Here is a 19,387-nt window from a genome sequence, read left to right as displayed (position 1 = left end):
CCGATGCGCACCTGGTTCCCCTACCCGCTGCTGTCTGTCGGCCTGCTCATCATCTGGCTGCTTCTCAACCAGTCGGTCGCCCCCGGCACGATCGTCATGGGCACGATATTGAGCGTCGCGCTCGGCTGGGTGACGCTGAAGCTCAATCCCGCCCACTCGCATCCGCGCCGGATCCTGCGCACGCTGCGCTTCGGCGCCAGCGTCGTCGTCGACGTCATCCGCTCCAACATTGCCGTCATGCTAGTGATCCTGCGCGCCGGACGGCGGGCGCCGAACTCGGGCTTCCTGACGGTCGACCTCGATCTCGAAGACGAAAACGCGCTTGCTCTGCTCGCCTGCATCATGACGGCGACGCCGGGCACCGCGTGGCTCGAATACGACCGCCGCCGGGAGTCGCTGCTCTTCCACGTGCTCGACATGGAAAACGAGGAGATCTGGCTGCAGACGGTGAAGCGCTATGAGGCAGGTTTGAAGGAGATGTTCGGATGACTGAGCTTGCAATCATCTGGTCGATCCTGATCGCGCAGATCATGATCGGGCTTGCCATGGCCTTCGCGCTCTACCGCATGGTCAAGGGACCGCGGGCGCAGGATCGCATCCTCGGCCTCGATACGCTCTACATCAACGCCATGCTGATGCTGCTATCCTTCGGCATCCGCACCGCCAACAGCCTTTATTTCGAATCGGCGCTGATCGTCGCGCTGATCGGCTTCGTCTCGTCGATCGCCTTCGGCAAGTTCCTGATGCGCGGGGAGTTGATCGAATGAGCCATCTGACCGACCTTCCGACCTGGGCCGCCATTGTCGTCTGCGGGCTCGTTCTTCTCGGCGCGGCGATTGCGCTGATCGGCTCGCTCGGCCTGCTGAGGTTGCCGGATTTCTACACCCGCCTGCATGCGCCGACCCTTGCCACCAGCGGCGGCGTCATCCTCATCTGCACCGCCTCGATCATCTGTTTTGCCGTGCTGCAGAGCCGCTGGGTGTTCCACGAAGTGCTGATCATCGTCTTCGTCATCATGACCACGCCGGTGACGCTGATGCTGCTCGGCCAGGCAGCACTTTATCGCGACCGCGTCGAGCAACGCCGCGGCGTTCCGTTGAAACAGAAGCCGCTGCCCGAAGAGAGCGCAGAGTAGGCCTACTCGCGCCCGCGGAAGCGGCGCTGATAGGCGGGATCGTAGAGCGAGCTTTCGCGGAAATCCGACGCTTCCAGTCCCAGACCGACGAAGATCAGCGCGGTGCGCTCGATCGGCTCCTCGGCCACCTTGGCGGCGATGGTGCCAAGCGTGCCACGCACCACCCGTTCATCCGGCCACGACGCCTTGACGACGATCGCCACCGGGCATTCGGCGCCATAGAGCGGTGTCAGTTCCGCAACGACCTGGTCGAGCGCATGGATGGCGAGATGGATGGCAAGGGTCGAGCCGGTGGCGCCGAAGCCGGCAAGCGTCTCGGTGTTGGGCATCGGCGAGGCACGACCGGAAACCCGCGTCAGCACCAGGCTCTGGGCGACCGCCGGAATGGTCAGCTCGCGACCGAGCGTCGCGGCCGCGGCGGCAAAGGCCGGCACGCCGGGGGTCATGGTATAGCCGATGCCGTGCTTTTCCAGCCGGCGGATCTGCTCGGCAACCGCGCTCCAGACCGAGAGGTCCCCGGAATGAAGCCGGGCGACATCCTCGCCGACTTCCGCCGCGCGCACATATTCCGCCTCGATCTCGTCGAGCGACATCGGCGCGGTATCGACGATGCGGGCGCCGGGCGGACAATATTGCAGCAGTTCCGGCGAGACGATCGAGCCGGCATAAAGGCAGACCGGGCAGCGCCCGATCAGATCGCGGCCGCGAACCGTGATCAGGTCCGCCGCTCCCGGACCGGCGCCGATGAAGTGTACCGTCATGTGTCTCTCCGAATGTTTTGGAGCGTCCCCTTTGCACACAGCATCGTGGATCCACGCCATCTCATAATTGCGCAAGTCGGACGTAAAACGCTCCGCCCTTTTGCGCGAATGTTCTTTCGCGTGCCGTTGTCGCAAAACCGCGGTACACTTTTGCGCGACATGCTCTAGGCCTTGGTCCAGGACCATTGCGTCACCGGCATCGCCGGGCGCCATCCCGTCATGCCGCCGACCGGCGAGGCGCGGGCGATGTCGATGCGGATCAGCGATCCGCCGAGCCGCGCGTGGCGTTGAAGCAGCACCGCTTCCATTTCCGTCGTAACCGCGTTGGCGACAAGCCGGCCGCCGCTGCCAAGCGCCGCAACGGCTGCGTCCATGACGCCAGGCTCGCTGCCGCCACCGCCGATAAAGATTGCATCGGGACGCGACAGGCCTGAGAGAGCCGCCGGCGCCTTGCCTTCGACGACGGTAAGGCCGGGCACGCCGAATGCCTCGGCATTGCGGCCGACACGCGCCGCGCGCTCCGGCGAGGCCTCGATGGCGATCGCCCGCATGGCCGGATCGGCCAGCATCCATTCGATGCCGATCGAGCCGGAACCGGCGCCGATATCCCAGAGCAGCTCGCCCTTGCGCGGCGCCAGCGCCGAAAGGGTCAGCGCCCGCACCTCCCGCTTGGTGATCTGGCCGTCATGTTCGAACAGCGTGTCGTCGCGCCCGGCCGAAAGCGGCAGCACCCGTCCGCCCTGATCAGCGGCCACCTCGATGGCGCAGACGTTGAGCGGATGGACCAGACCCAGCATGAAGCGCGAGGCAATCTGCGTCGTCACGCGTTCGCCGGCGCCGCCAAGGGCCTCCAGAACCGTAAGCCTGGACTGACCGAAACCGCTTGTTGCGAGCAGCTCGGCGAGCGCCTTCGGTCCCGCCCCATCCGAGGTCAGAGCGAGCACCCTGTTGCCGGGCTGCAGGTGTGGCCGCACTAGATCGATCGGCCGGCCGTGCAGCGAAACGAGCGTTGCCTCCTGCAGTGCCCAGCCGAGACGTGAGGCGGCAAGGCTGAAGGAGGACGGTGCCGGAAGCGTGCGGATCTCAGGCGCGGCGACGCGGCGCGCAAGCGTGGCGCCGACGCCGAAGAAGAAGGGATCACCTGAGGCGAGCACGACCACCGGGCTGCCGCGACGCGCAACGATCTCCTCGACCGAGCGGCCGAACGGGCTTTGCCAGACGCGGCCCTCGCCCTTTATCAGCGAGTGCGTCAGCTCCATGTGGCGGGCACCGCCATAGACGACCGGCGCAGCGGCAATCAGCCGCTTGGCCTCGTCGCCGAGACCGGCTACACCATCCTCGCCTATGCCGATGATGGTCAACCAGGGGGAGACGATGGCCGGATCGCTGTTCGACACCTCAGCCATGGAAAAACCTCGCATTCTCATTCTTGGCGGGACGACCGAGGCCCGCGAACTGGCATCCCGCCTTGCCGGTGACATGCGTTACAACACCATGATCTCGCTTGCCGGCCGTACGGCCGATCCGCGCCCGCAGCCAGTCAAGACCCGCATCGGCGGTTTTGGCGGCGCCGAGGGGCTCGCAGCCTTCCTCAACGCCGAACAGATCGCGCTGGTCGTCGACGCGACACACCCCTTCGCCGCCCGGATTTCCCAAAACGCCGCCGCGGCGGTAAAGGCTGCGCGGGTGCGCCTGCTCGCCCTGCAGCGCCCGCAGTGGCAAGCGGAAGCCGGCGACAACTGGACCGGCGTCGGCACCGTTGCGGAGGCGGTCGTGGCCCTTGGCGACGCCCCGCGCCGTGTCTTTCTCGCCATCGGCCGGCAGGAGGCCTTTCATTTCGAGACTGCGCCGCAGCACAGCTACGTCATCCGCAGCGTCGACCCGGTGACCCCGCCCCTGAAACTGCCGGACGCGACGGCGATCCTTGCCACCGGCCCATTTGCCGAAACGGACGAGATCGATCTGCTTAGGGCTCATCGCATCGACGTCATCGTCGCCAAGAACAGTGGCGGAGCCGCAACTTATGGAAAGATCGCGGCTGCGCGCAGGCTGGGGATCGCGGTGATCATGGTCGAGCGCCGCAAGCCCACCGACGTGCTGTCGGTGAGCGACTGCGATGCCGCGCTCGAACGCATCGATCAATGGCTGTCTCCCGCATAGAAACGCGGCGTATAGACCAGATCCGGCTTGCCTTCGCGCGCAACGATGCGCGTTTCCGACGAACCGATGATGACGCATGTCGCCATGTCGGCGCGGCTGGCGTCGGCCTCGCCGAGCGGCATGACGGCGATGCGCTCATCCGGCCGGCCGGCGGCGCGACCGAAGATCACCGGCACTGTTGCCGGCAGCACGCCGCGCAGGATTTCGAAGGCCTCGCCGAGCTGCCAGGGCCGTGCCTTGCTGATCGGATTGTAGAGCGCGATCACCAGCCCGGCTTCCGCCGTGAGCTTCAGCCGCTTGGTGATGACCTCCCAGGGCTTCAGGTTGTCGGACAGCGAGATGGCGCAGAAATCATGGCCAAGCGGCGCGCCGATGCGCGCGGCAACCGCCAGCATCGCGGTGACGCCGGGCGTCACCACGAGATCGACGGACTTCCATTCCGCCGGTCCCTTGTCAATCGCTTCGCAGACAGCAGCCGCCATGGCAAAGACGCCGGGGTCGCCGCCCGATACCATGCAGACCTTGGCGCCGGCAGCAGCGCGCGTCAGTGCCGCCTGTGCGCGATCAAGCTCCTCGCGATTGTCCGACGCGATGCGCATCTGGTCGGGCCTGAGGTTGAGGCGATCGAGATAGGGGATGTAGCCGAAGAATTCCTGCGCGTTTGAGACCGCCTGCGCCGTCTCCGGCGTCATCTGCTCGGCATTGCCGGGGCCCGTGCCGACGACATAGAGCGTGCCGGTCATGGCCTGTCCTTCCACCCGGGAACGAGCACGAGCGAGAAGTATGGCGCCTCGTCATCGGGCTTTTCGGCAAGTGCCGTCATCGCCGCGTTCTTCATCGTGCCACGCTCGACATAGACGGCCTGGTCGAGCCGGCCGGAGGCGGCAAGCGCCCGGCGGATTTTCGGCAGGTTGCGCCCGACCTTCATGATGACGGCGGCCTCGGTATCGGCAAGGCGTCGTCCAAGCTCACCTTCCGCCATCGTGCCCGGCAGGACCGACAGGACGTCGTCGCCCTGGACCAGCGGCAAGCCGGCAAGCGACCAGCAGCCGGACATGGCGGTGATACCGGGGATGACTTCGACCGGGAAGCGCCCGGCAAGCCGCACATGCAGATGCATGTAGGAACCATAGAACAGCGGATCGCCCTCGCTCAGCACCGCAACGGTCCGCCCGACCTCGAGATGCCTGGCGACTGCGTCAGCAGAAGCGTTGTAGAAATCGGTGATCTGGCTCTTGTAGGCGCCGTCGTCCTTGTCGATCTCGGTGGTCACGGGATAGTAGAGCGGCAATTCGATGAGACCGGGCTTCAACAGCCCCTCGACAACAGCGCGGCCATTGCCGCTGCGGCCTGCCTTGGCGAAATAGGCAAGCACATCCGCCTCGCCCAGCGCCTTGACGGCCTTGACCGTCAGCAGCTCCGGATCGCCGGGGCCTGTGCCGACGCCGATCAACCGGCCCATGCCTGCCCCGCTCACAGGCCCGGCCTCGCTAGCGAATTGAGTGCTGCAGCCGTCATGGCGCTGCCGCCGAGGCGACCGCGCACGATGGCGAAGGGCACGCCATAGGAATTCTCGGCAAGCGCATCCTTCGATTCCGCAGCACCTACGAAACCGACCGGCATGCCGATGATCGCAGCCGGCTTCGGCGCGCCATCGCGCAGCATTTCGAGCAGATAGAAGAGCGCCGTCGGCGCGTTGCCGATCGCGACGACCGCACCAGCCATGTGCTCACCCCAGAGCTTCAGTGCCGCAGCCGACCGGGTATTGCCGATCTCGGCTGCCAGTTCCGCGGTGCGCGGATCGCGAAGCGTACAGATCACCTCGTTGCCTGCAGGCAGGCGCGCCCGCGTTACGCCCCGCGCCACCATCTCGGCGTCGCAGAGGATCGGCGCGCCGTTCTTCAGGGCGCCGCGGGCAGCGGTGACGAAATCGGGAGAGAACACGAATTGCTTCGACGCCTCGACGAGGCCGCAGGCATGAACCATGCGCACCGCGAGATCGGCTTCCTCCTCGGAGAAGGCGGAAAGGTCGGCTTCTGCCCGAATGATGGCGAAGGAACGCTCATAGATGGCGTTGCCATCCCGGATGTAATCATACTCAGGCATTTCTATCCCTGTTCGAACGCAGCCGAGACGCGCGCGGCACCCAGCCGTGTAAGACAGGACCGCGCCGATTCGCCAGCGTCTTTGTTTTCCCGCACCAGGCCAGCCAGCCGTTCCAGCGCGGATTTCATTCCATTTTCATCGGTGTAGGCATTCGCGCCATCCTTCGCCGCCCCATTTACGACAAGCGCATATCCTGATGGCGCACCCACCAGCGTCAACGCCGACGCCTTCGGACGGGCGCAGCCCTTGACGCAACCGGAGAGGTGCACCGTCAGCGAGCCGTCGAGCAGATCCGGCGCCGTTTCCACCCATAGCCGCGCCATCGCCTTGGTGTCCATCCATGCGGAAGCGCAGCCGGTGCTGCCGGCGCAGGTGGCAATGTGGTTTCGCGGGTCATCCGCTGCAATACGAAAGCCCTGCGCCAGCGCCAGCCGCTGGACGATTTCGGCCGCTTCCGGCTCCAGACCCAGCATGAAGAAACTGTGGCCGGGCGCAAGCCGGATTTCTCGCGCCCCAAGCTCCGCGGCTTGCCGCAGAAGGGCGATGAGGCTGATAGCGTCGATTTGGGCGAAGGCGAGCCCAAGGCCAAGGACAGCACCAGTCGAGCCGAGATCGTGGATACCGACGACCGGAGACACCGACATCGGAGCCGGAACGATCTCGACAAAGTCGGCGCCCACCGGACAGAGCATCTGCACCGCATCGATCTCGAGATCCCGGCCACGCGCAGCCGGCCCGATGTCGGTCAGCGCTGCAAGAATCCGGATAACGATCGGCACGACCGCCTCGGTTCGAAGCGCGCAAATGGGCTTCGCCGTTGCAGCGGTTCCCGCAAGCGATAGGTTCCACCAGACGTCCCCGCCGCGCCCGACAGCCTGCAGACGGAGATCGGCAACCGTATCGCCGAGGTGGAACCGGCCGCCGCCATCGACGATGATGGCGAGCTTCGGCGCCAGCCGCAGTGCAGCGCCTCGTGCGGCGATCTCTTTGCGCAGCACGGCAGCGAGGATCCGTGGGTCGATGATCTCTTCCGGATCGATGCCGGCAAGCGGTGGCGTCTCGATGGCAACTCCATCGGGGACCACGATCGCCGCTTCGCCGATCGCTTGGGCAAGGCCGGGAACGGTCGATGCCGTCAGCCTGCGGACCTGCAGATTGCCGCGCGCGGTAATTTCCAGGATGCCATTGCCGAACTGCCGGGCGGCCTCAGCGACATCAGAGAACTGGGAAAGCGTCAGGCTGCCGTCGAGCGGCCGCAGCCGCACCAGCAGGCCATCGCCGGTCGGCATCGGTGCTGCAAGCGACGGGCACGCACCCCGGCGCATAGAGGCGGCGGCATCCATTGTTTGCGATGTCGGCACGGCGCAACTGCTCATAGTCTTGTCTCGGTCGCTCCCAGCGGTCGCCCTCTCGTTGGGCTTTTTTTTTCACCAGACGCTATAGCACAGCCACCGACGTTGAGAGAGATCAAAGACGACGGGAAAAGCCTGGAGAAAGCAGGCACAACAGCGGCTATTCCTCGAAATCGGCACCCTTGCGCAAGAGGTAGATATCCATGATCCACCCCATGCGCTGGCGTTCCCTTGCGCGGGTCGCCAGGATCTCGTCCTTGACGTCGGCCAAGCGGCCGGAGATGACGATTTCGTCTGGCGTTCCGAGATAGGCGCCCCAGTAGATCTCGGCGTCCGGATCGTCGATCCGCTGGAATGCCTGCTCGCCATCGAGCATGACGACCGACGTCTGGCTGCGCTTCGGAAAACTTTCGGACAGGCGGCGCCCGGTGGTGATCTCGACCGGTTTGCCGACAAGGTTCAGCGGAATGCGGTGGCTGGCGCAAAGCGCCTGCAGGCTGGTGATGCCGGGAAGAACGTCATAGTCGAACGCGACCTTGCCACGCGCCTTCACCCGTTCGACGATGCGGATGGTGCTGTCATAGAGCATTGGGTCGCCCCAGACGAGAAAGGCGCCGGTTCCGTCTTCGGTCAGTTCGCCATCGATCAGGCGCTCGTAGATTTCGGCGATGCGGGCATGCCAGTCGTCGACGCTGCCATCATAGCTGACGCCCTCGGTGCGGCGGACCGGCACAGCGAATTCGACCGTGCGGCTGTCGGCGCGCGTGACGTAGCGCGCGCAGATCTCGCGGCGCACCTCCGCAAGCTCGGTCTTTTTCTCACCCTTGGTCGGGATGAACAGCACGTCGGCGCGGTTGAGCGCATTGATCGCCTGTACAGTCATATGCTCGGGGTTGCCGGAGCCGATGCCGATGATCAGAAGTTTTCGCACGCGGTCCTCGCCTTTGTTATCTGCAGCAGATCAAAGTGTTGCAGTGTCTTTGGCGGATTGCCGATTGAGACACAAGACCCGCCCGCGACACGCTCCCAGCCGTCGGCGTCATTGCTTGGCGCGCGCGCTTAAGGTGCCTCCGGATTTTCCGGCAGCGTCCAGTCGATCGGCTCAAAGCCTTTCGAGGCGAGGAAGGCATTGGCCTGGGAAAAGTGCCGGCAACCGAGAAAGCCGGAATGCGCCGAGAGCGGCGAGGGATGCGGCGCCCGCAAAACGAGATGGCGCGAGCGGTCGACGAAGGCGGCTTTCTTCTGCGCGTAGGAACCCCACAGCAGAAACACCACCGGGTGATCGGCCTCGTTGACGGCGCGGATGATCGCGTCGGTGAAGCGCTCCCAGCCCCGCCCTTGATGTGAAGCCGCCTGCCCGCGCTCGACCGTCAGCACGCTGTTGAGCAGCAACACGCCTTGTTTCGCCCAACTTTCGAGAAAGCCGTGACGAGCCGGTGGAATACCGAGGTCGGCGTTCAGTTCCTTGTAGATGTTGACGAGCGAAGGTGGCGTTCTGACGCCCGGACGCACGCTGAAGCAGAGCCCGTGCGCCTGGCCGTCACCGTGGTACGGGTCTTGCCCCAGGATGACGACGCGCACCTTGTCGAGCGGCGTCAGATCGAGCGCCCGAAAATATTCAGGTCCCCGCGGAAAGATCTGCCGTCCTTCGCTGCGCGCGCCGACCAGGAACTGCTTGAGTTCGCCCATATACGCGCTGGAAAATTCGGGCTCCAACGCCGCCTTCCAGCTTTCTTCGAGCTTCACTGCCGTTTCCATCACGCCTCCGGTCCGTTTCATCCGCTTGCCGCCCCGGAATTTAGAGCGATCACCCGCAGCCGCAAGCGCTAACCGCGCGACGAGCCGCTTGTTTCACGGCTTTTACTAGCGCTTTCGAGCAGCATTGTATTTCAATGGATACAACGCTAATCAGGATGAGATATCGTTATATCCTGAAAAATATCACGAACTTGATGGAGGCAAGACTGATGATGCAACGCAGACAATGGCTGAAGGGGCTGGTGCTCGCCCTTGGCGTCGCCTGGGCCGGCGCGACCTTCGCGCCAAGCGCCGCCATGGCCGAGGACAAGGTAACCGTTTTTGCTGCCGCGAGCCTGAAGAACGCGCTCGATGCGATCAATGCCGAATGGCAGAAAGAAAGCGGCAAGGAAACGACCGTCTCCTATGCGGCCAGCTCCGCGCTCGCCAAGCAGGTGGAACAGGGCGCACCGGCTGACGTCTTCATCTCCGCCGACCTCGCCTGGATGGACTATCTGGCCGAGAAGAAGCTGATCAAGGACGACACCCGTGCCAACCTGCTCGGCAACAGCATCGTTCTCATCTCGGGCAAGACAGACGCGCAGCCGGTCGACATCAAGCAGGGCTTCGATCTGGCAACGCTACTCGGTGACGGTCGCCTGGCGATGGGTGCAGTCGATTCCGTGCCGGCCGGCAAATACGGCAAGGCAGCGCTTGAAAAGCTCGGCGTCTGGTCGAGCGTCGAACAGAAGGTTGCGGGCGCCGAGAGCGTGCGCGCCGCACTGCTGCTCGTTTCGCGCGGGGAAGCGCCCTATGGCATTGTCTACCAGACCGACGCTGCAGCCGATCCGGGCGTCAAGATCGTCGGAACCTTCCCCGAGGACAGCCATCCGCCGATCATCTATCCGATCGCAGTCACCACGGACAGCAAGAACGCCGACGCGACCGCCTATGTCGACTTCATCAAGTCCGACAAGGCAGCGCCGCTCTTCGAAAAGCAGGGCTTTACTATCCTGAAATAGCGCGTGCGGCGCCTGTCCAGAAACGGGCGAAGCATCTATCTTTCTCCAGCGCCGCGCGGACATCGCGCGGCGCTGGGCATTTCGACCGGGAGTGGGATGACTTTGGATTGGTTGGAGTTGAGCGAGGCGGAATGGACGGCGATCCTGCTGAGCCTGCGCGTGGCGACGGTTGCGATGGTCTGCAGCCTGCCGTTTGCGCTTGGGGTCGCCATGCTGCTTGCCCGCGGACGCTTCTGGGGCAAGACGGCGCTAAACGGCCTCGTTCACATGCCCCTGATCCTGCCCCCCGTCGTCACCGGCTTCCTGCTGCTGCTGCTGTTCGGCCGTCGCGGACCGATCGGCGCCTTTCTCGCCGAGAATTTCGGCCTCGTCTTTTCCTTCCGCTGGACCGGCGCGGCACTCGCCTGCGCCGTCATGGCCTTCCCCTTGATGGTTCGCAGTATCCGGCTGTCGATCGAGGCGGTCGACCGCAAGCTCGAGGATGCCGCAACCACGCTCGGCGCCGGGCCGGTCTGGGTGTTCTTCACCATCACGCTGCCCTTGATCCTGCCAGGCATCATCGCCGGCATGATCCTCGCTTTCGCCAAGGCGATGGGCGAATTCGGCGCGACCATCACCTTCGTCTCCAACATCCCCGGCGAAACGCAGACGCTGTCGTCTGCGATCTACACCTTCACCCAGGTGCCGGGCGGCGATGCCGGCGCCATGCGCCTGACGATCATCTCGGTGATCATCTCCATGGCGGCGCTGATGCTCTCGGAGCTGCTGGCAAACGCCGCCGCCAAGCGAACGGTTGCCGCATGAGCCTTCTCGTTGAAGCCCGCCATCGGCTCGGGGATTTCTCCGTCGACGCCACCTTCACCTCCGACGGCGGCGTCACCGCGCTGTTCGGCCGCTCGGGCTCGGGCAAGACCTCGCTGATCAACATCATCGCCGGACTGATGAAGCCGGAAAGCGGCCGCGTGGTGCTGGACGGCGACATCATCGCCGACAGCGAACGACGGATCTTCACGCCGGTGCATCGCCGCCGCTTCGGCTATGTCTTCCAGGAAGCTCGGCTGTTCCCGCACTTAAGCGTCGGCAGCAACCTTGCCTATGGCCGCTGGTTTGCCGGCAGGTCAGGAAAGGCGGCCGACATGGCGCGTGTCGTCGACATGCTCGGCATCGGCCATCTGCTCGAGCGCAACCCCTCGGCGCTCTCGGGCGGCGAGCGGCAGCGCGTCGCCATCGGCCGCGCTTTGCTTGCCGCCCCCCGCCTGCTGCTCATGGACGAGCCGCTTGCCGCGCTCGACGATGCGCGTAAGGCCGAGATCCTGCCTTATCTCGAGCGATTGCGCGACGATGCGGGCGTGCCGATCGTCTATGTCAGCCACTCCGTGAGTGAGGTCGCGCGCCTGGCGCAACGGGTCGTCGTGCTGGAGAACGGCCGCGTAAAGGCATCGGGCGCCGCCGCCGAAGTGTTGAGCGCGCCGGCGGCGGCACTGGCAACCGGCCGGCGCGAAGCGGGCGTGTTGCTCGAAGGCGTGGTCGAGATGCACGACGCCACCCACGATCTGACAACCGTCCGGGTCGGCGACCGGCTGATCCGGGTGCAAAGGATCGACGTGGCGCCGGGGCACGCGCTGCGCCTGCATATTGCCGCACGCGACGTCATGCTGGCGACGGTTCGTCCTGAAGGCATCAGCGCTCTAAACGTGCTGGAGGGAACGATCGTCGACCTGACAGTGGGCGAAAACGGCAGTGTCGATGTGCGGGTGGACTGCGGAAGCGCGACGATCGCCGCCCGCATCACCACCTTTTCACGCGATGCGCTCCAGCTTTATCAGGGCAAGCCGGTCCACGCGATCATCAAGTCCGTGGCGATCGATCACTGACAGGCGCACTCGCCTGCTCCCGATCGCGGACTGCCTCCAGCCAGGCGAGATCATCGGCGATGGCGGCCTTCGCCTTCGCCTCCATTTCGCGATAACGGCGGATCAGCGTTTCGCCGAACGGTGTCAGCATCGCACCACCACCCTGTTTGCCGCCACGCTGGCTTTCGACCGACGGTTCCCGGAACATCCGGTTCAGCGCATCGACCAAAAGCCACGCCCGGCGGTAGGACATGTCCATAGCGCGGCCGGCAGCCGAGATCGATCCGGTCTCGCGGATGAGTTCCAAAAGCATGATCTTGCCGCGCCCAAGTCGGTCCCCTGGCGGAAAGTCGATGCGCAGAATAGGGCGAAGGTCGTCGGGTCGGTCACTCATGCGCGAAACATAGAAGTTTGCGCGCCAAATCGAAAGTCGGTCTGAAGCCAGGCCCGGCCGATTCCACATCGGCCGAACCGGGCAAAACATCAAGGGTGCAGAAAGGCTAGAATCCGGGCCTTGATCTGGCGATGCCGGCATGTACCGATGGCGCGTCCGCAAAACCCCGCCTGAAAGCTTGCCCTCATGCCCGGTCCCCCTCTCGATGCCGTCGAAACCGATCAGATCCAACCGGCGAAAGCCGATGTCGTCATCGTCGGTGGCGGCATCATCGGTGCCAGCACCGCACTGTTTCTCGCCGAACGCGGCATCGATGTTGTGCTCTGCGAAAAGGGTGTGCCCGGAGCGGAACAGTCGAGCCGCAACTGGGGTTGGGTGCGCGTCATGGGCCGTGACGAACGGGAGATACCGCTGGCGATCGAAGCGCTGAAGATCTGGGATACGCTCGATGCCCGCGTTGCAGGCGAAACCGGCTTTCGCCGCAGCGGCATCCTCTACATCTCCGAAAACGATGCCGATATCGCCAACCGCGATGCGTGGCTTGCCATGGCAAGACCCTATGGCGTCGACAGCCGGCAGATCGGGGCCGAAGAAACACAAGACCTGATGCCGGGCGCAGGCATCCGCTACTGGGGCGCGCTGCACACGCCGAGCGACGGCAGGGCCGAACCGCAAAAGGCGGTACCGGCAATCGTTGCCGGAGCCAGGCGCGCCGGCGCCCGCGTTCTGTCCGGCTGTGCCGTCCGCGGTGTCGAGAGGACGGCCGGCCGGATCAGTGCCGTCGTCACCGAGAAGGGCCGGATCGAAACCGCGACCGTGGTCGTGGCCGGGGGCGCCTGGTCACGCCTCTTCCTCAAGGGGCTCGGCATCCGGCTGCCGCAACTGAAAGTGCGCAACACAGTGCTCCGGACCAGTGCGGTATCGGGCGGCCCCGAGGGCGCGGGCGCGACGGGCAGCTACGCCTATCGCAAACGCCTCGACGGCGGCTACACGATTGCCGACGGTGGCGCCAATCTGCACCCCGTTGTGCCTGATAGTGTCGCCTTTTTCCGCGATTTCCAACCGGCGCGGAAGGCCGAGGGCGATTCCGTCCAGGTCGGCCTCAGTGCCCAGAGCTGGCGCGAACTCTTCGAGATCGGTTCCGTTCCACTCAACCGCCCAGGCGCCTTCGAGCGGCACCGGGTGCTGGATCCGCAACCCGATCAGCATTCCGCGCTGCGCGCATTCGATGAAGCAAAAAAGGCATTGCCGTCCCTCCGCGACGCTCGCGTACAGCAGGTCTGGGCCGGCCTGATCGACGTCACGCCCGACGCCGTGCCGGTGATTTCTACGGTCGAAAGCCTGCCCGGCCTGGTCGTCGCCGCAGGATTTTCCGGCCATGGCTTCGGCATCGGCCCAGGGGCCGGACATCTGGTCGCCGACCTCGTTACCGGTCAAAAACCGATCGTCGACCCCACACCTTTTCGCCTCTCACGTTTCTCCGACGGCACCCCGATCACCATCGCTCCGCCGGTTTGATCATCCGAACGGCAAGTGGTCGCGCAAGAAAATTACGCGTGAGCCGGACCTGGAATCGCAGCCGCATCTGCCGCTGGCATGGCGATGGCAGGAATCTGTCTTTCTTCTGCTGCAAGCAGCCCGGGCGGCCGAAAGGCCTTCATAAGCCCCTGAACTCATGGCAGTCTGTGTGCATTCCCGTCGGGAGAACGGGCTGAGGAGGAAGGCGTGACGATCTGGGGCGGAGGAGCCCGCAGGTGGTCCCGCCCACTTTTGCCATGCGGCGACATCCCGTTTTCCCCGATGCTGACTGGTGCGCGTCGCGCACTCCGGAGGGAGGCCGGAAACCGCATGAGCGATCCCGATCGACTTAGCCTGCATGTCCCCGAACCGGCCGTCCGGCCGGGTGGCGAGCCGGACTTTTCCAACGTCAAGATTCCGAAGGCGGGCTCCGTTCCGAGGCCGGAAATCGATGTCGCCCCGGAAGAGATCCGCGACCTCGCCTATTCGATCATCCGCGTACTCAACCGCGACGGTGAGGCGGTCGGCCCCTGGGCCGGGCTGTTGTCGGACGACGAACTCTTGGCCGGCCTCAAGCACATGATGACGCTGCGCGCCTTCGATGCGCGCATGGTCATGGCGCAGCGGCAGGGCAAGACCTCGTTCTACATGCAGCATCTGGGCGAAGAGGCGGTCAGCTGCGCCTTCCGCAAGGCGCTGAACAAGGGCGACATGAACTTCCCGACCTATCGCCAGGCGGGCCTATTGATCGCCGACGAATACCCGATGGTCGAGATGATGAACCAGATCTTCTCGAACGAGAGCGATCCGTTGCGCGGCCGCCAGTTGCCGATCATGTATTCCTCCAAGGAACATGGCTTCTTCACCATCTCCGGCAACCTCGCCACGCAATATGTCCAGGCTGTCGGCTGGGCCATGGCCTCGGCGATCAAGAACGACACCAAGATCGCGGCCGCTTGGATCGGCGACGGCTCGACGGCGGAATCCGACTTCCACTCAGCGCTCGTCTTCGCCTCCACCTACAAGGCGCCTGTTATCCTCAACATCGTCAACAATCAGTGGGCGATCTCGACCTTCCAGGGCATCGCCCGCGGCGGCTCCGGCACCTTTGCCGCCCGCGGCCTCGGCTTCGGCATCCCGGCACTGCGCGTCGACGGCAACGACTATCTCGCCGTCTATGCGGTCGCCAAATGGGCGGCGGAGCGCGCCCGGCGCAACCTCGGCCCGACGGTGATCGAATATGTCACCTACCGGGTCGGAGCACATTCCACCTCCGACGATCCGAGCGCCTACCGGCCGAAGACGGAATCGGAAGCCTGGCCACTCGGCGACCCGGTCCTCCGGCTGAAAAAGCACCTGATCCTGCGTGGCGCCTGGTCGGAAGAGCGCCACACCCAGGCGGAAGCCGAGATCGTCGACGCGGTGATCCAGGCGCAAAAGCAGGCAGAAGGCCACGGCACCTTGCATGCCGGCGGCAAGCCATCGGTGCGCGACATCTTCGAAGGCGTCTACGCCGAGATGCCGCCACATATTCGCCGCCAGCGCCAGAAGGCAGGATACTGATATGGCCAGAATGACAATGATCGAGGCCGTGCGCAGCGCCATGGACGTCTCCATGGGGCGCGATGACAATGTCGTCGTCTTCGGCGAGGACGTCGGTTACTTCGGCGGCGTCTTCCGCTGCACGCAAGGGCTTCAGGCGAAATATGGCAAGACCCGCTGCTTCGACGCGCCGATCAGCGAAAGCGGCATCGTCGGCACGGCAATCGGCATGGCGGCCTACGGGCTGAAACCCTGCGTCGAGATCCAGTTTGCCGACTACATGTACCCCGCCTACGACCAGATCACCCAGGAAGCAGCCCGCATCCGCTATCGCTCCAACGGCGACTTCACCTGCCCGATCGTGCTGCGCATGCCGACCGGCGGCGGCATCTTCGGCGGCCAGACGCACAGCCAGAGCCCGGAAGCGCTGTTCACCCATGTCTGCGGCCTCAAGGTCGTGGTGCCGTCCAATCCCTATGACGCCAAGGGCCTGCTGATCGCCTCGATCGAAGACCCCGATCCGGTGATGTTCCTGGAGCCGAAGCGGCTCTATAACGGTCCCTTCGACGGCCATCACGACCGGCCCGTCATCCCCTGGTCGAAACACGATCTCGGCGAGGTGCCGGAGGGGCATTACACGATCCCGATCGGCAAGGCGGAAGTGCGTCGCAAGGGCTCGGCCGTCACCGTCGTCGCCTATGGCACCATGGTGCATGTGGCGCTGGCAGCAGTGGAAGAAACCGGCATCGACGCCGAGGTGATCGACCTGCGCAGCCTGCTGCCGCTCGATCTCGACGCCATCGTCCAGTCGGTCGAAAAGACCGGCCGCTGCGTCGTCGTGCATGAGGCGACGCTGACATCGGGCTTCGGCGGCGAAATCGCCTCCCTCGTCCAGGAGTATTGCTTCTACCATCTGGAAGCCCCCGTCGTGCGCGTCGCCGGCTGGGACACACCCTACCCGCATGCCCAGGAGTGGGACTATTTCCCCGGCCCGGCGCGCGTCGGACGCGCGCTCGTCGAAGTGATGGAGGCCTGAGCATGGGCGAATTCGTAATCAAGATGCCGGATGTCGGCGAAGGCGTGGCCGAGGCCGAACTGGTCGAATGGCATGTGAAACCCGGTGATCCCGTGCGCGAGGACATGATCCTCGCCGCCGTCATGACCGACAAGGCGACGGTCGAGATCCCCTCACCGGTCAACGGCACGGTGCTCTGGCTCGGTGCCGAGATCGGCGACACGGTGGCGGTCAAGGCCCCTCTCGTTCGCATCGAAATCGCCGGCGAAGGCACGGAGGCTCTTGCGGCCGAAGAAAAGCCAGCGGCCAAGGCGGAGGAAAAACCGGTGCCGAAGACCGAAGCCCCGGCCGCAACACCGAGCCAACCGGCAAAGGTCGAGGCGAAGACGGCGGCCCCGGCCAAGAACGGCGTGCATGTTTCATCCGAGCGCCTGGAGAAGGCACTGGCCTCCCCCGCCGTGCGCCTGCGCGCCCGCGAAAGCGGAGTCGACCTGCGCCAGGTGACCGGCACCGGGCCTGCCGGGCGCATCACCCATGATGATCTCGACCAGTTTCTTGCCCGTGGCGCGCAGCCGGTGGCAGTCCCTGCCGGGCTCGTGCGCAAGACCGCCATCGACGAGATCAAGGTGACCGGTCTACGCCGCCGCATTGCCGAGAAGATGACGCTGTCGACCTCGCGCATCCCCCACATCACCTATGTGGAGGAGGTCGACATGACAGCACTCGAAGACCTGCGCACCATGATGAACCGCGATCGCAAGCCGGATCAGCCGAAGCTGACGATCCTGCCCTATCTGATGCGCGCGCTTGTGCGGGCGATCGCCGATCTGCCGGGTGTGAACTCCACCTTCGACGATGGCGCCGGCATCATCAACCGTCACCACGCGGTACATATCGGCATCGCCACGCAGACGCCGGCGGGCCTGACCGTGCCGGTCGTGCGCCACGCCGAAGCGCGCGGCATCTGGGATTGCGCCGTCGAGCTCAACCGGCTGGCGGAAGCGGCCCGTACTGGCACCGCGACCCGCGACGAGCTCACCGGCTCGACCATCACCATCTCCTCGCTCGGCGCACTCGGCGGCATCGTCACGACCCCTGTTATCAACCACCCCGAGGTCGCGATCGTTGGCGTCAACAAGCTGGCGGTTCGCCCGGTCTGGGACGGTGCGCAATTCGTACCGCGCAAGATCATGAACCTGTCGTCGAGCTTCGACCATCGCGTCATCGATGGCTGGGATGCGGCCACCTTCGTGCAGCGGCTGAAGGCTCTGCTCGAAACGCCAGCGCTGATTTTCGTGGAGGCATGAGGCGATCATGAAGGAAATTTCCTGCAAGCTGCTCGTCATCGGTGCCGGCCCCGGCGGCTACATCTGCGCCATCCGCGCTGGCCAGCTCGGCGTCGACACCGTCATCGTCGAGAAGGCGAAGGCCGGCGGTACCTGCCTCAATGTCGGCTGCATCCCGTCCAAGGCGCTCATCCACGCCGCCGACGAATTCCATAAGTTGCGCTCGGCTGCCTCCGGCCGCAGTCCGCTCGGCCTGTCGCTCGCCAACCCGACGATCGATCTCGCCCGCACCGTTGCCTGGAAGGACGGCATCGTCGGCCGGCTGAACGGCGGTGTCACCGGCCTTCTGAAGAAGGCAGGCGTTAAGGCCGTCATCGGCGTCGCCCGTTTCGTCGACGGCAAGACGGTCGATGTCGAGACCGAGATCGGCCTGCAGCGCATTCGCGCCGACGCGATCGTGATTGCCACCGGCTCGGCGCCGATCGAGCTTCCCGACATGCCGTTCGGCGGCTCGATCATTTCGTCGACCGAGGCGCTGTCGTTGAAAAGCGTGCCGGCCAGCGTTGCCGTCATCGGTGGCGGTTACATCGGACTGGAACTCGGCACCGCCTTTGCCAAGCTCGGCGCTCACGTCACCGTGCTCGAGGCGCAGACGCGCATCCTGCCGCAATATGACGCCGATCTGTCGAAGCCGATTGCCAAGCGGCTCGGCGAACTCGGCATCGAAGTGTTCACCCAGACAGTTGCCAAGGGGCTCTCCGCCGACGGCAAGAGCCTGCTTGCCGAGCACAATGGTCGGCCGATCGAGGTACCGGCGGAAAAGGTTCTGGTGACGGTCGGCCGCAAACCCGTGACCGAAGGTTTTGGGCTTGAAGAAATCGATCTCGACCGCGCCGGAAAATTCATCCGCATCGACGACCAGTGCCGCACGTCGATGCGCGGCATCTATGCGATCGGCGACGTCACCGGCGAGCCGATGCTGGCCCACCGCGCCATGGCGCAAGGGGAAATGGTCGCGGAGATCGTCGCCGGCAACAAACGCGCCTGGGACAAGCGCTGCATTCCCGCCGTCTGCTTCACCGACCCGGAGATCGTGACATCAGGACTATCGCCGGAAGAAGCCCGTGCCAGCGGCATCGAGATCAAGATCGGCCAGTTTCCCTTCCAGGCGAACGGCCGCGCCATGACGACGCTGTCGGAGGACGGTTTCGTGCGCGTCGTCGCGCGCGCCGACAACCATCTGGTCCTCGGCATCCAGGCCGTTGGCCACGGCGTGTCCGAGCTTTCGGCAAGCTTCGGACTTGCGATTGAGATGGGCGCGCGCCTAGAAGACATCGCCGGCACGATCCATGCTCACCCAACGCAATCGGAAGCGTTCCAGGAGGCGGCCCTCAAGGCTTTGGGCCACGCGCTGCATATCTGAACGGCGAGAGACGATCTCCTCTCACCTCATCCCTGTGCTTGTCACAGGAATCCAGCTACGGCGCGTCGGCGCCGTGAATGAAT

21 protein-coding genes are annotated in these 19,387 nt (G+C 65.0%); 12 read left to right on the top strand and 9 right to left on the bottom strand.

Annotation, left to right across the window (positions count from 1 at the left end; genetic code table 11):
• The first annotated feature begins 3 nt into the window (after nucleotides 1-3).
• The 3 genes from C6558_RS34310 to mnhG are packed head-to-tail and all read left to right on the top strand — an operon-like array spanning nucleotide 4 to nucleotide 1,135.
• A complete protein-coding gene (locus C6558_RS34310) occupies nucleotides 4-489 on the top strand; it encodes a Na+/H+ antiporter subunit E (protein WP_107028393.1) in 486 nt (161 codons plus the stop codon).
• Nucleotides 486-767, top strand: coding sequence for a K+/H+ antiporter subunit F (locus tag C6558_RS34305; RefSeq protein ID WP_025424929.1), 282 nt, complete (start codon nucleotides 486-488; stop codon nucleotides 765-767). Before C6558_RS34310 ends, C6558_RS34305 begins: the two co-directional genes overlap by 4 nt.
• The gene (gene mnhG, locus C6558_RS34300; protein ID WP_025424930.1) at nucleotides 764-1,135 is read left to right on the top strand and encodes a monovalent cation/H(+) antiporter subunit G; all 372 of its coding nucleotides are present in this window, start codon (nucleotides 764-766) and stop codon (nucleotides 1,133-1,135) included. The genes C6558_RS34305 and mnhG overlap by 4 nt, the downstream gene beginning before the upstream one ends.
• Before the next feature lie 2 nt (nucleotides 1,136-1,137).
• Here mnhG and cobM read toward each other — a convergent pair whose 3' ends face one another.
• On the bottom strand, nucleotides 1,138-1,896 hold the full coding sequence (cobM, locus tag C6558_RS34295; RefSeq protein WP_025424931.1) for a precorrin-4 C(11)-methyltransferase: 759 nt from the start codon (nucleotides 1,894-1,896) through the stop codon (nucleotides 1,138-1,140).
• 164 nt (nucleotides 1,897-2,060) lie between these two features.
• Complete coding sequence (gene cbiE, locus C6558_RS34290; protein ID WP_107028392.1) at nucleotides 2,061-3,302, bottom strand: precorrin-6y C5,15-methyltransferase (decarboxylating) subunit CbiE; 1,242 nt, start codon at nucleotides 3,300-3,302, stop codon at nucleotides 2,061-2,063.
• On the opposite strand from cbiE, the gene C6558_RS34285 reads away from it, so the two are divergent.
• Nucleotides 3,271-4,056: a cobalt-precorrin-6A reductase gene (locus C6558_RS34285; protein WP_038576517.1), complete on the top strand. Its 786-nt coding sequence runs from the start codon at nucleotides 3,271-3,273 to the stop codon at nucleotides 4,054-4,056. The two genes, cbiE and C6558_RS34285, sit on opposite strands and share 32 nt — an antisense overlap.
• Here the strand turns inward: C6558_RS34285 and C6558_RS34280 are convergent.
• From C6558_RS34280 to ung, 6 genes are all read right to left on the bottom strand, one after another.
• Complete coding sequence (locus tag C6558_RS34280) at nucleotides 4,035-4,799, bottom strand: precorrin-3B C(17)-methyltransferase (RefSeq protein ID WP_025424933.1); 765 nt, start codon at nucleotides 4,797-4,799, stop codon at nucleotides 4,035-4,037. The two genes, C6558_RS34285 and C6558_RS34280, sit on opposite strands and share 22 nt — an antisense overlap.
• Nucleotides 4,796-5,533 carry a precorrin-2 C(20)-methyltransferase gene (locus C6558_RS34275; protein WP_025424934.1) on the bottom strand — a complete coding sequence of 246 codons (738 nt, stop codon included), beginning with the start codon at nucleotides 5,531-5,533 and terminating at the stop codon, nucleotides 4,796-4,798. Before C6558_RS34275 ends, C6558_RS34280 begins: the two co-directional genes overlap by 4 nt.
• Nucleotides 5,530-6,162, bottom strand: a complete 633-nt coding sequence (locus C6558_RS34270; RefSeq protein ID WP_025424935.1) for a precorrin-8X methylmutase — start codon at nucleotides 6,160-6,162, stop codon at nucleotides 5,530-5,532. The genes C6558_RS34275 and C6558_RS34270 overlap by 4 nt, the downstream gene beginning before the upstream one ends.
• 2 nt (nucleotides 6,163-6,164) lie before the next feature.
• Entirely contained in the window at nucleotides 6,165-7,538 is a 1,374-nt protein-coding gene (gene cobG, locus C6558_RS34265; protein ID WP_025424936.1) for a precorrin-3B synthase, read from the bottom strand.
• 136 nt (nucleotides 7,539-7,674) lie between these two features.
• Nucleotides 7,675-8,445 carry a precorrin-6A synthase (deacetylating) gene (cobF, locus tag C6558_RS34260; protein WP_025424937.1) on the bottom strand — a complete coding sequence of 257 codons (771 nt, stop codon included), beginning with the start codon at nucleotides 8,443-8,445 and terminating at the stop codon, nucleotides 7,675-7,677.
• A gap of 128 nt (nucleotides 8,446-8,573) precedes the next feature.
• A complete protein-coding gene (gene ung, locus C6558_RS34255) occupies nucleotides 8,574-9,272 on the bottom strand; it encodes a uracil-DNA glycosylase (RefSeq protein WP_025424938.1) in 699 nt (232 codons plus the stop codon).
• A 209-nt stretch (nucleotides 9,273-9,481) separates the two neighbouring features.
• Between ung and modA the strand changes: the two genes are divergently transcribed.
• From modA to modC, 3 genes are all read left to right on the top strand, one after another.
• A complete protein-coding gene (gene modA / locus C6558_RS34250) occupies nucleotides 9,482-10,273 on the top strand; it encodes a molybdate ABC transporter substrate-binding protein (protein ID WP_025424939.1) in 792 nt (263 codons plus the stop codon).
• Nucleotides 10,274-10,375: 102 nt separating this feature from the next.
• The gene (gene modB / locus C6558_RS34245; protein WP_025424940.1) at nucleotides 10,376-11,077 is read left to right on the top strand and encodes a molybdate ABC transporter permease subunit; all 702 of its coding nucleotides are present in this window, start codon (nucleotides 10,376-10,378) and stop codon (nucleotides 11,075-11,077) included.
• Nucleotides 11,074-12,147, top strand: coding sequence for a molybdenum ABC transporter ATP-binding protein (gene modC / locus C6558_RS34240; protein ID WP_025424941.1), 1,074 nt, complete (start codon nucleotides 11,074-11,076; stop codon nucleotides 12,145-12,147). Before modB ends, modC begins: the two co-directional genes overlap by 4 nt.
• On the opposite strand, the gene C6558_RS34235 is transcribed toward modC, so the two are convergent.
• Nucleotides 12,122-12,520, bottom strand: a complete 399-nt coding sequence (locus tag C6558_RS34235; RefSeq protein ID WP_025424942.1) for a winged helix-turn-helix domain-containing protein — start codon at nucleotides 12,518-12,520, stop codon at nucleotides 12,122-12,124. The two genes, modC and C6558_RS34235, sit on opposite strands and share 26 nt — an antisense overlap.
• A 186-nt stretch (nucleotides 12,521-12,706) precedes the next feature.
• On the opposite strand from C6558_RS34235, the gene C6558_RS34230 reads away from it, so the two are divergent.
• From C6558_RS34230 to lpdA, 5 genes are all read left to right on the top strand, one after another.
• Entirely contained in the window at nucleotides 12,707-14,038 is a 1,332-nt protein-coding gene (locus C6558_RS34230) for an FAD-binding oxidoreductase (protein WP_025424943.1), read from the top strand.
• Between the two features lie 330 nt (nucleotides 14,039-14,368).
• Complete coding sequence (locus C6558_RS34225) at nucleotides 14,369-15,601, top strand: 3-methyl-2-oxobutanoate dehydrogenase (2-methylpropanoyl-transferring) subunit alpha (protein ID WP_025424944.1); 1,233 nt, start codon at nucleotides 14,369-14,371, stop codon at nucleotides 15,599-15,601.
• A 1-nt stretch (nucleotide 15,602) separates the two neighbouring features.
• Nucleotides 15,603-16,616 carry an alpha-ketoacid dehydrogenase subunit beta gene (locus C6558_RS34220; RefSeq protein WP_025424945.1) on the top strand — a complete coding sequence of 338 codons (1,014 nt, stop codon included), beginning with the start codon at nucleotides 15,603-15,605 and terminating at the stop codon, nucleotides 16,614-16,616.
• A gap of 2 nt (nucleotides 16,617-16,618) precedes the next feature.
• Entirely contained in the window at nucleotides 16,619-17,902 is a 1,284-nt protein-coding gene (locus C6558_RS34215) for a dihydrolipoamide acetyltransferase family protein (protein WP_025424946.1), read from the top strand.
• A gap of 7 nt (nucleotides 17,903-17,909) precedes the next feature.
• Nucleotides 17,910-19,304, top strand: coding sequence for a dihydrolipoyl dehydrogenase (lpdA, locus tag C6558_RS34210; protein WP_025424947.1), 1,395 nt, complete (start codon nucleotides 17,910-17,912; stop codon nucleotides 19,302-19,304).
• Nucleotides 19,305-19,387 lie beyond the last annotated feature (83 nt).

This window comes from Ensifer sp. NM-2 (assembly GCF_003024455.1).
Lineage (GTDB): Bacteria > Pseudomonadota > Alphaproteobacteria > Rhizobiales > Rhizobiaceae > Ensifer > Ensifer canadensis.
Note: the sequence above shows the minus strand (reverse complement) of the source record. Positions and strands in the feature narration are given on the sequence as shown.

Bases quoted from the DNA above. Each gene is read 5' to 3' on its own strand.
- C6558_RS34310 (WP_107028393.1), top strand. From the start codon at position 4: ATGCGCACCTGGTTCCCCTACCCGCTGCTGTCTGTCGGCCTGCTCATC.
- C6558_RS34305 (WP_025424929.1), top strand. From the start codon at position 486: ATGACTGAGCTTGCAATCATCTGGTCGATCCTGATCGCGCAGATCATG.
- mnhG (WP_025424930.1), top strand. From the start codon at position 764: ATGAGCCATCTGACCGACCTTCCGACCTGGGCCGCCATTGTCGTCTGC.
- cobM (WP_025424931.1), bottom strand. From the start codon at position 1,896: ATGACGGTACACTTCATCGGCGCCGGTCCGGGAGCGGCGGACCTGATC.
- C6558_RS34285 (WP_038576517.1), top strand. From the start codon at position 3,271: ATGGCCGGATCGCTGTTCGACACCTCAGCCATGGAAAAACCTCGCATT.
- cbiE (WP_107028392.1), bottom strand. From the start codon at position 3,302: ATGGCTGAGGTGTCGAACAGCGATCCGGCCATCGTCTCCCCCTGGTTG.
- C6558_RS34280 (WP_025424933.1), bottom strand. From the start codon at position 4,799: ATGACCGGCACGCTCTATGTCGTCGGCACGGGCCCCGGCAATGCCGAG.
- C6558_RS34270 (WP_025424935.1), bottom strand. From the start codon at position 6,162: ATGCCTGAGTATGATTACATCCGGGATGGCAACGCCATCTATGAGCGT.
- cobG (WP_025424936.1), bottom strand. From the start codon at position 7,538: ATGAGCAGTTGCGCCGTGCCGACATCGCAAACAATGGATGCCGCCGCC.
- ung (WP_025424938.1), bottom strand. From the start codon at position 9,272: ATGGAAACGGCAGTGAAGCTCGAAGAAAGCTGGAAGGCGGCGTTGGAG.
- modA (WP_025424939.1), top strand. From the start codon at position 9,482: ATGATGCAACGCAGACAATGGCTGAAGGGGCTGGTGCTCGCCCTTGGC.
- modC (WP_025424941.1), top strand. From the start codon at position 11,074: ATGAGCCTTCTCGTTGAAGCCCGCCATCGGCTCGGGGATTTCTCCGTC.
- C6558_RS34235 (WP_025424942.1), bottom strand. From the start codon at position 12,520: ATGAGTGACCGACCCGACGACCTTCGCCCTATTCTGCGCATCGACTTT.
- C6558_RS34230 (WP_025424943.1), top strand. From the start codon at position 12,707: ATGCCCGGTCCCCCTCTCGATGCCGTCGAAACCGATCAGATCCAACCG.
- C6558_RS34225 (WP_025424944.1), top strand. From the start codon at position 14,369: ATGAGCGATCCCGATCGACTTAGCCTGCATGTCCCCGAACCGGCCGTC.
- C6558_RS34220 (WP_025424945.1), top strand. From the start codon at position 15,603: ATGGCCAGAATGACAATGATCGAGGCCGTGCGCAGCGCCATGGACGTC.
- C6558_RS34215 (WP_025424946.1), top strand. From the start codon at position 16,619: ATGGGCGAATTCGTAATCAAGATGCCGGATGTCGGCGAAGGCGTGGCC.
- lpdA (WP_025424947.1), top strand. From the start codon at position 17,910: ATGAAGGAAATTTCCTGCAAGCTGCTCGTCATCGGTGCCGGCCCCGGC.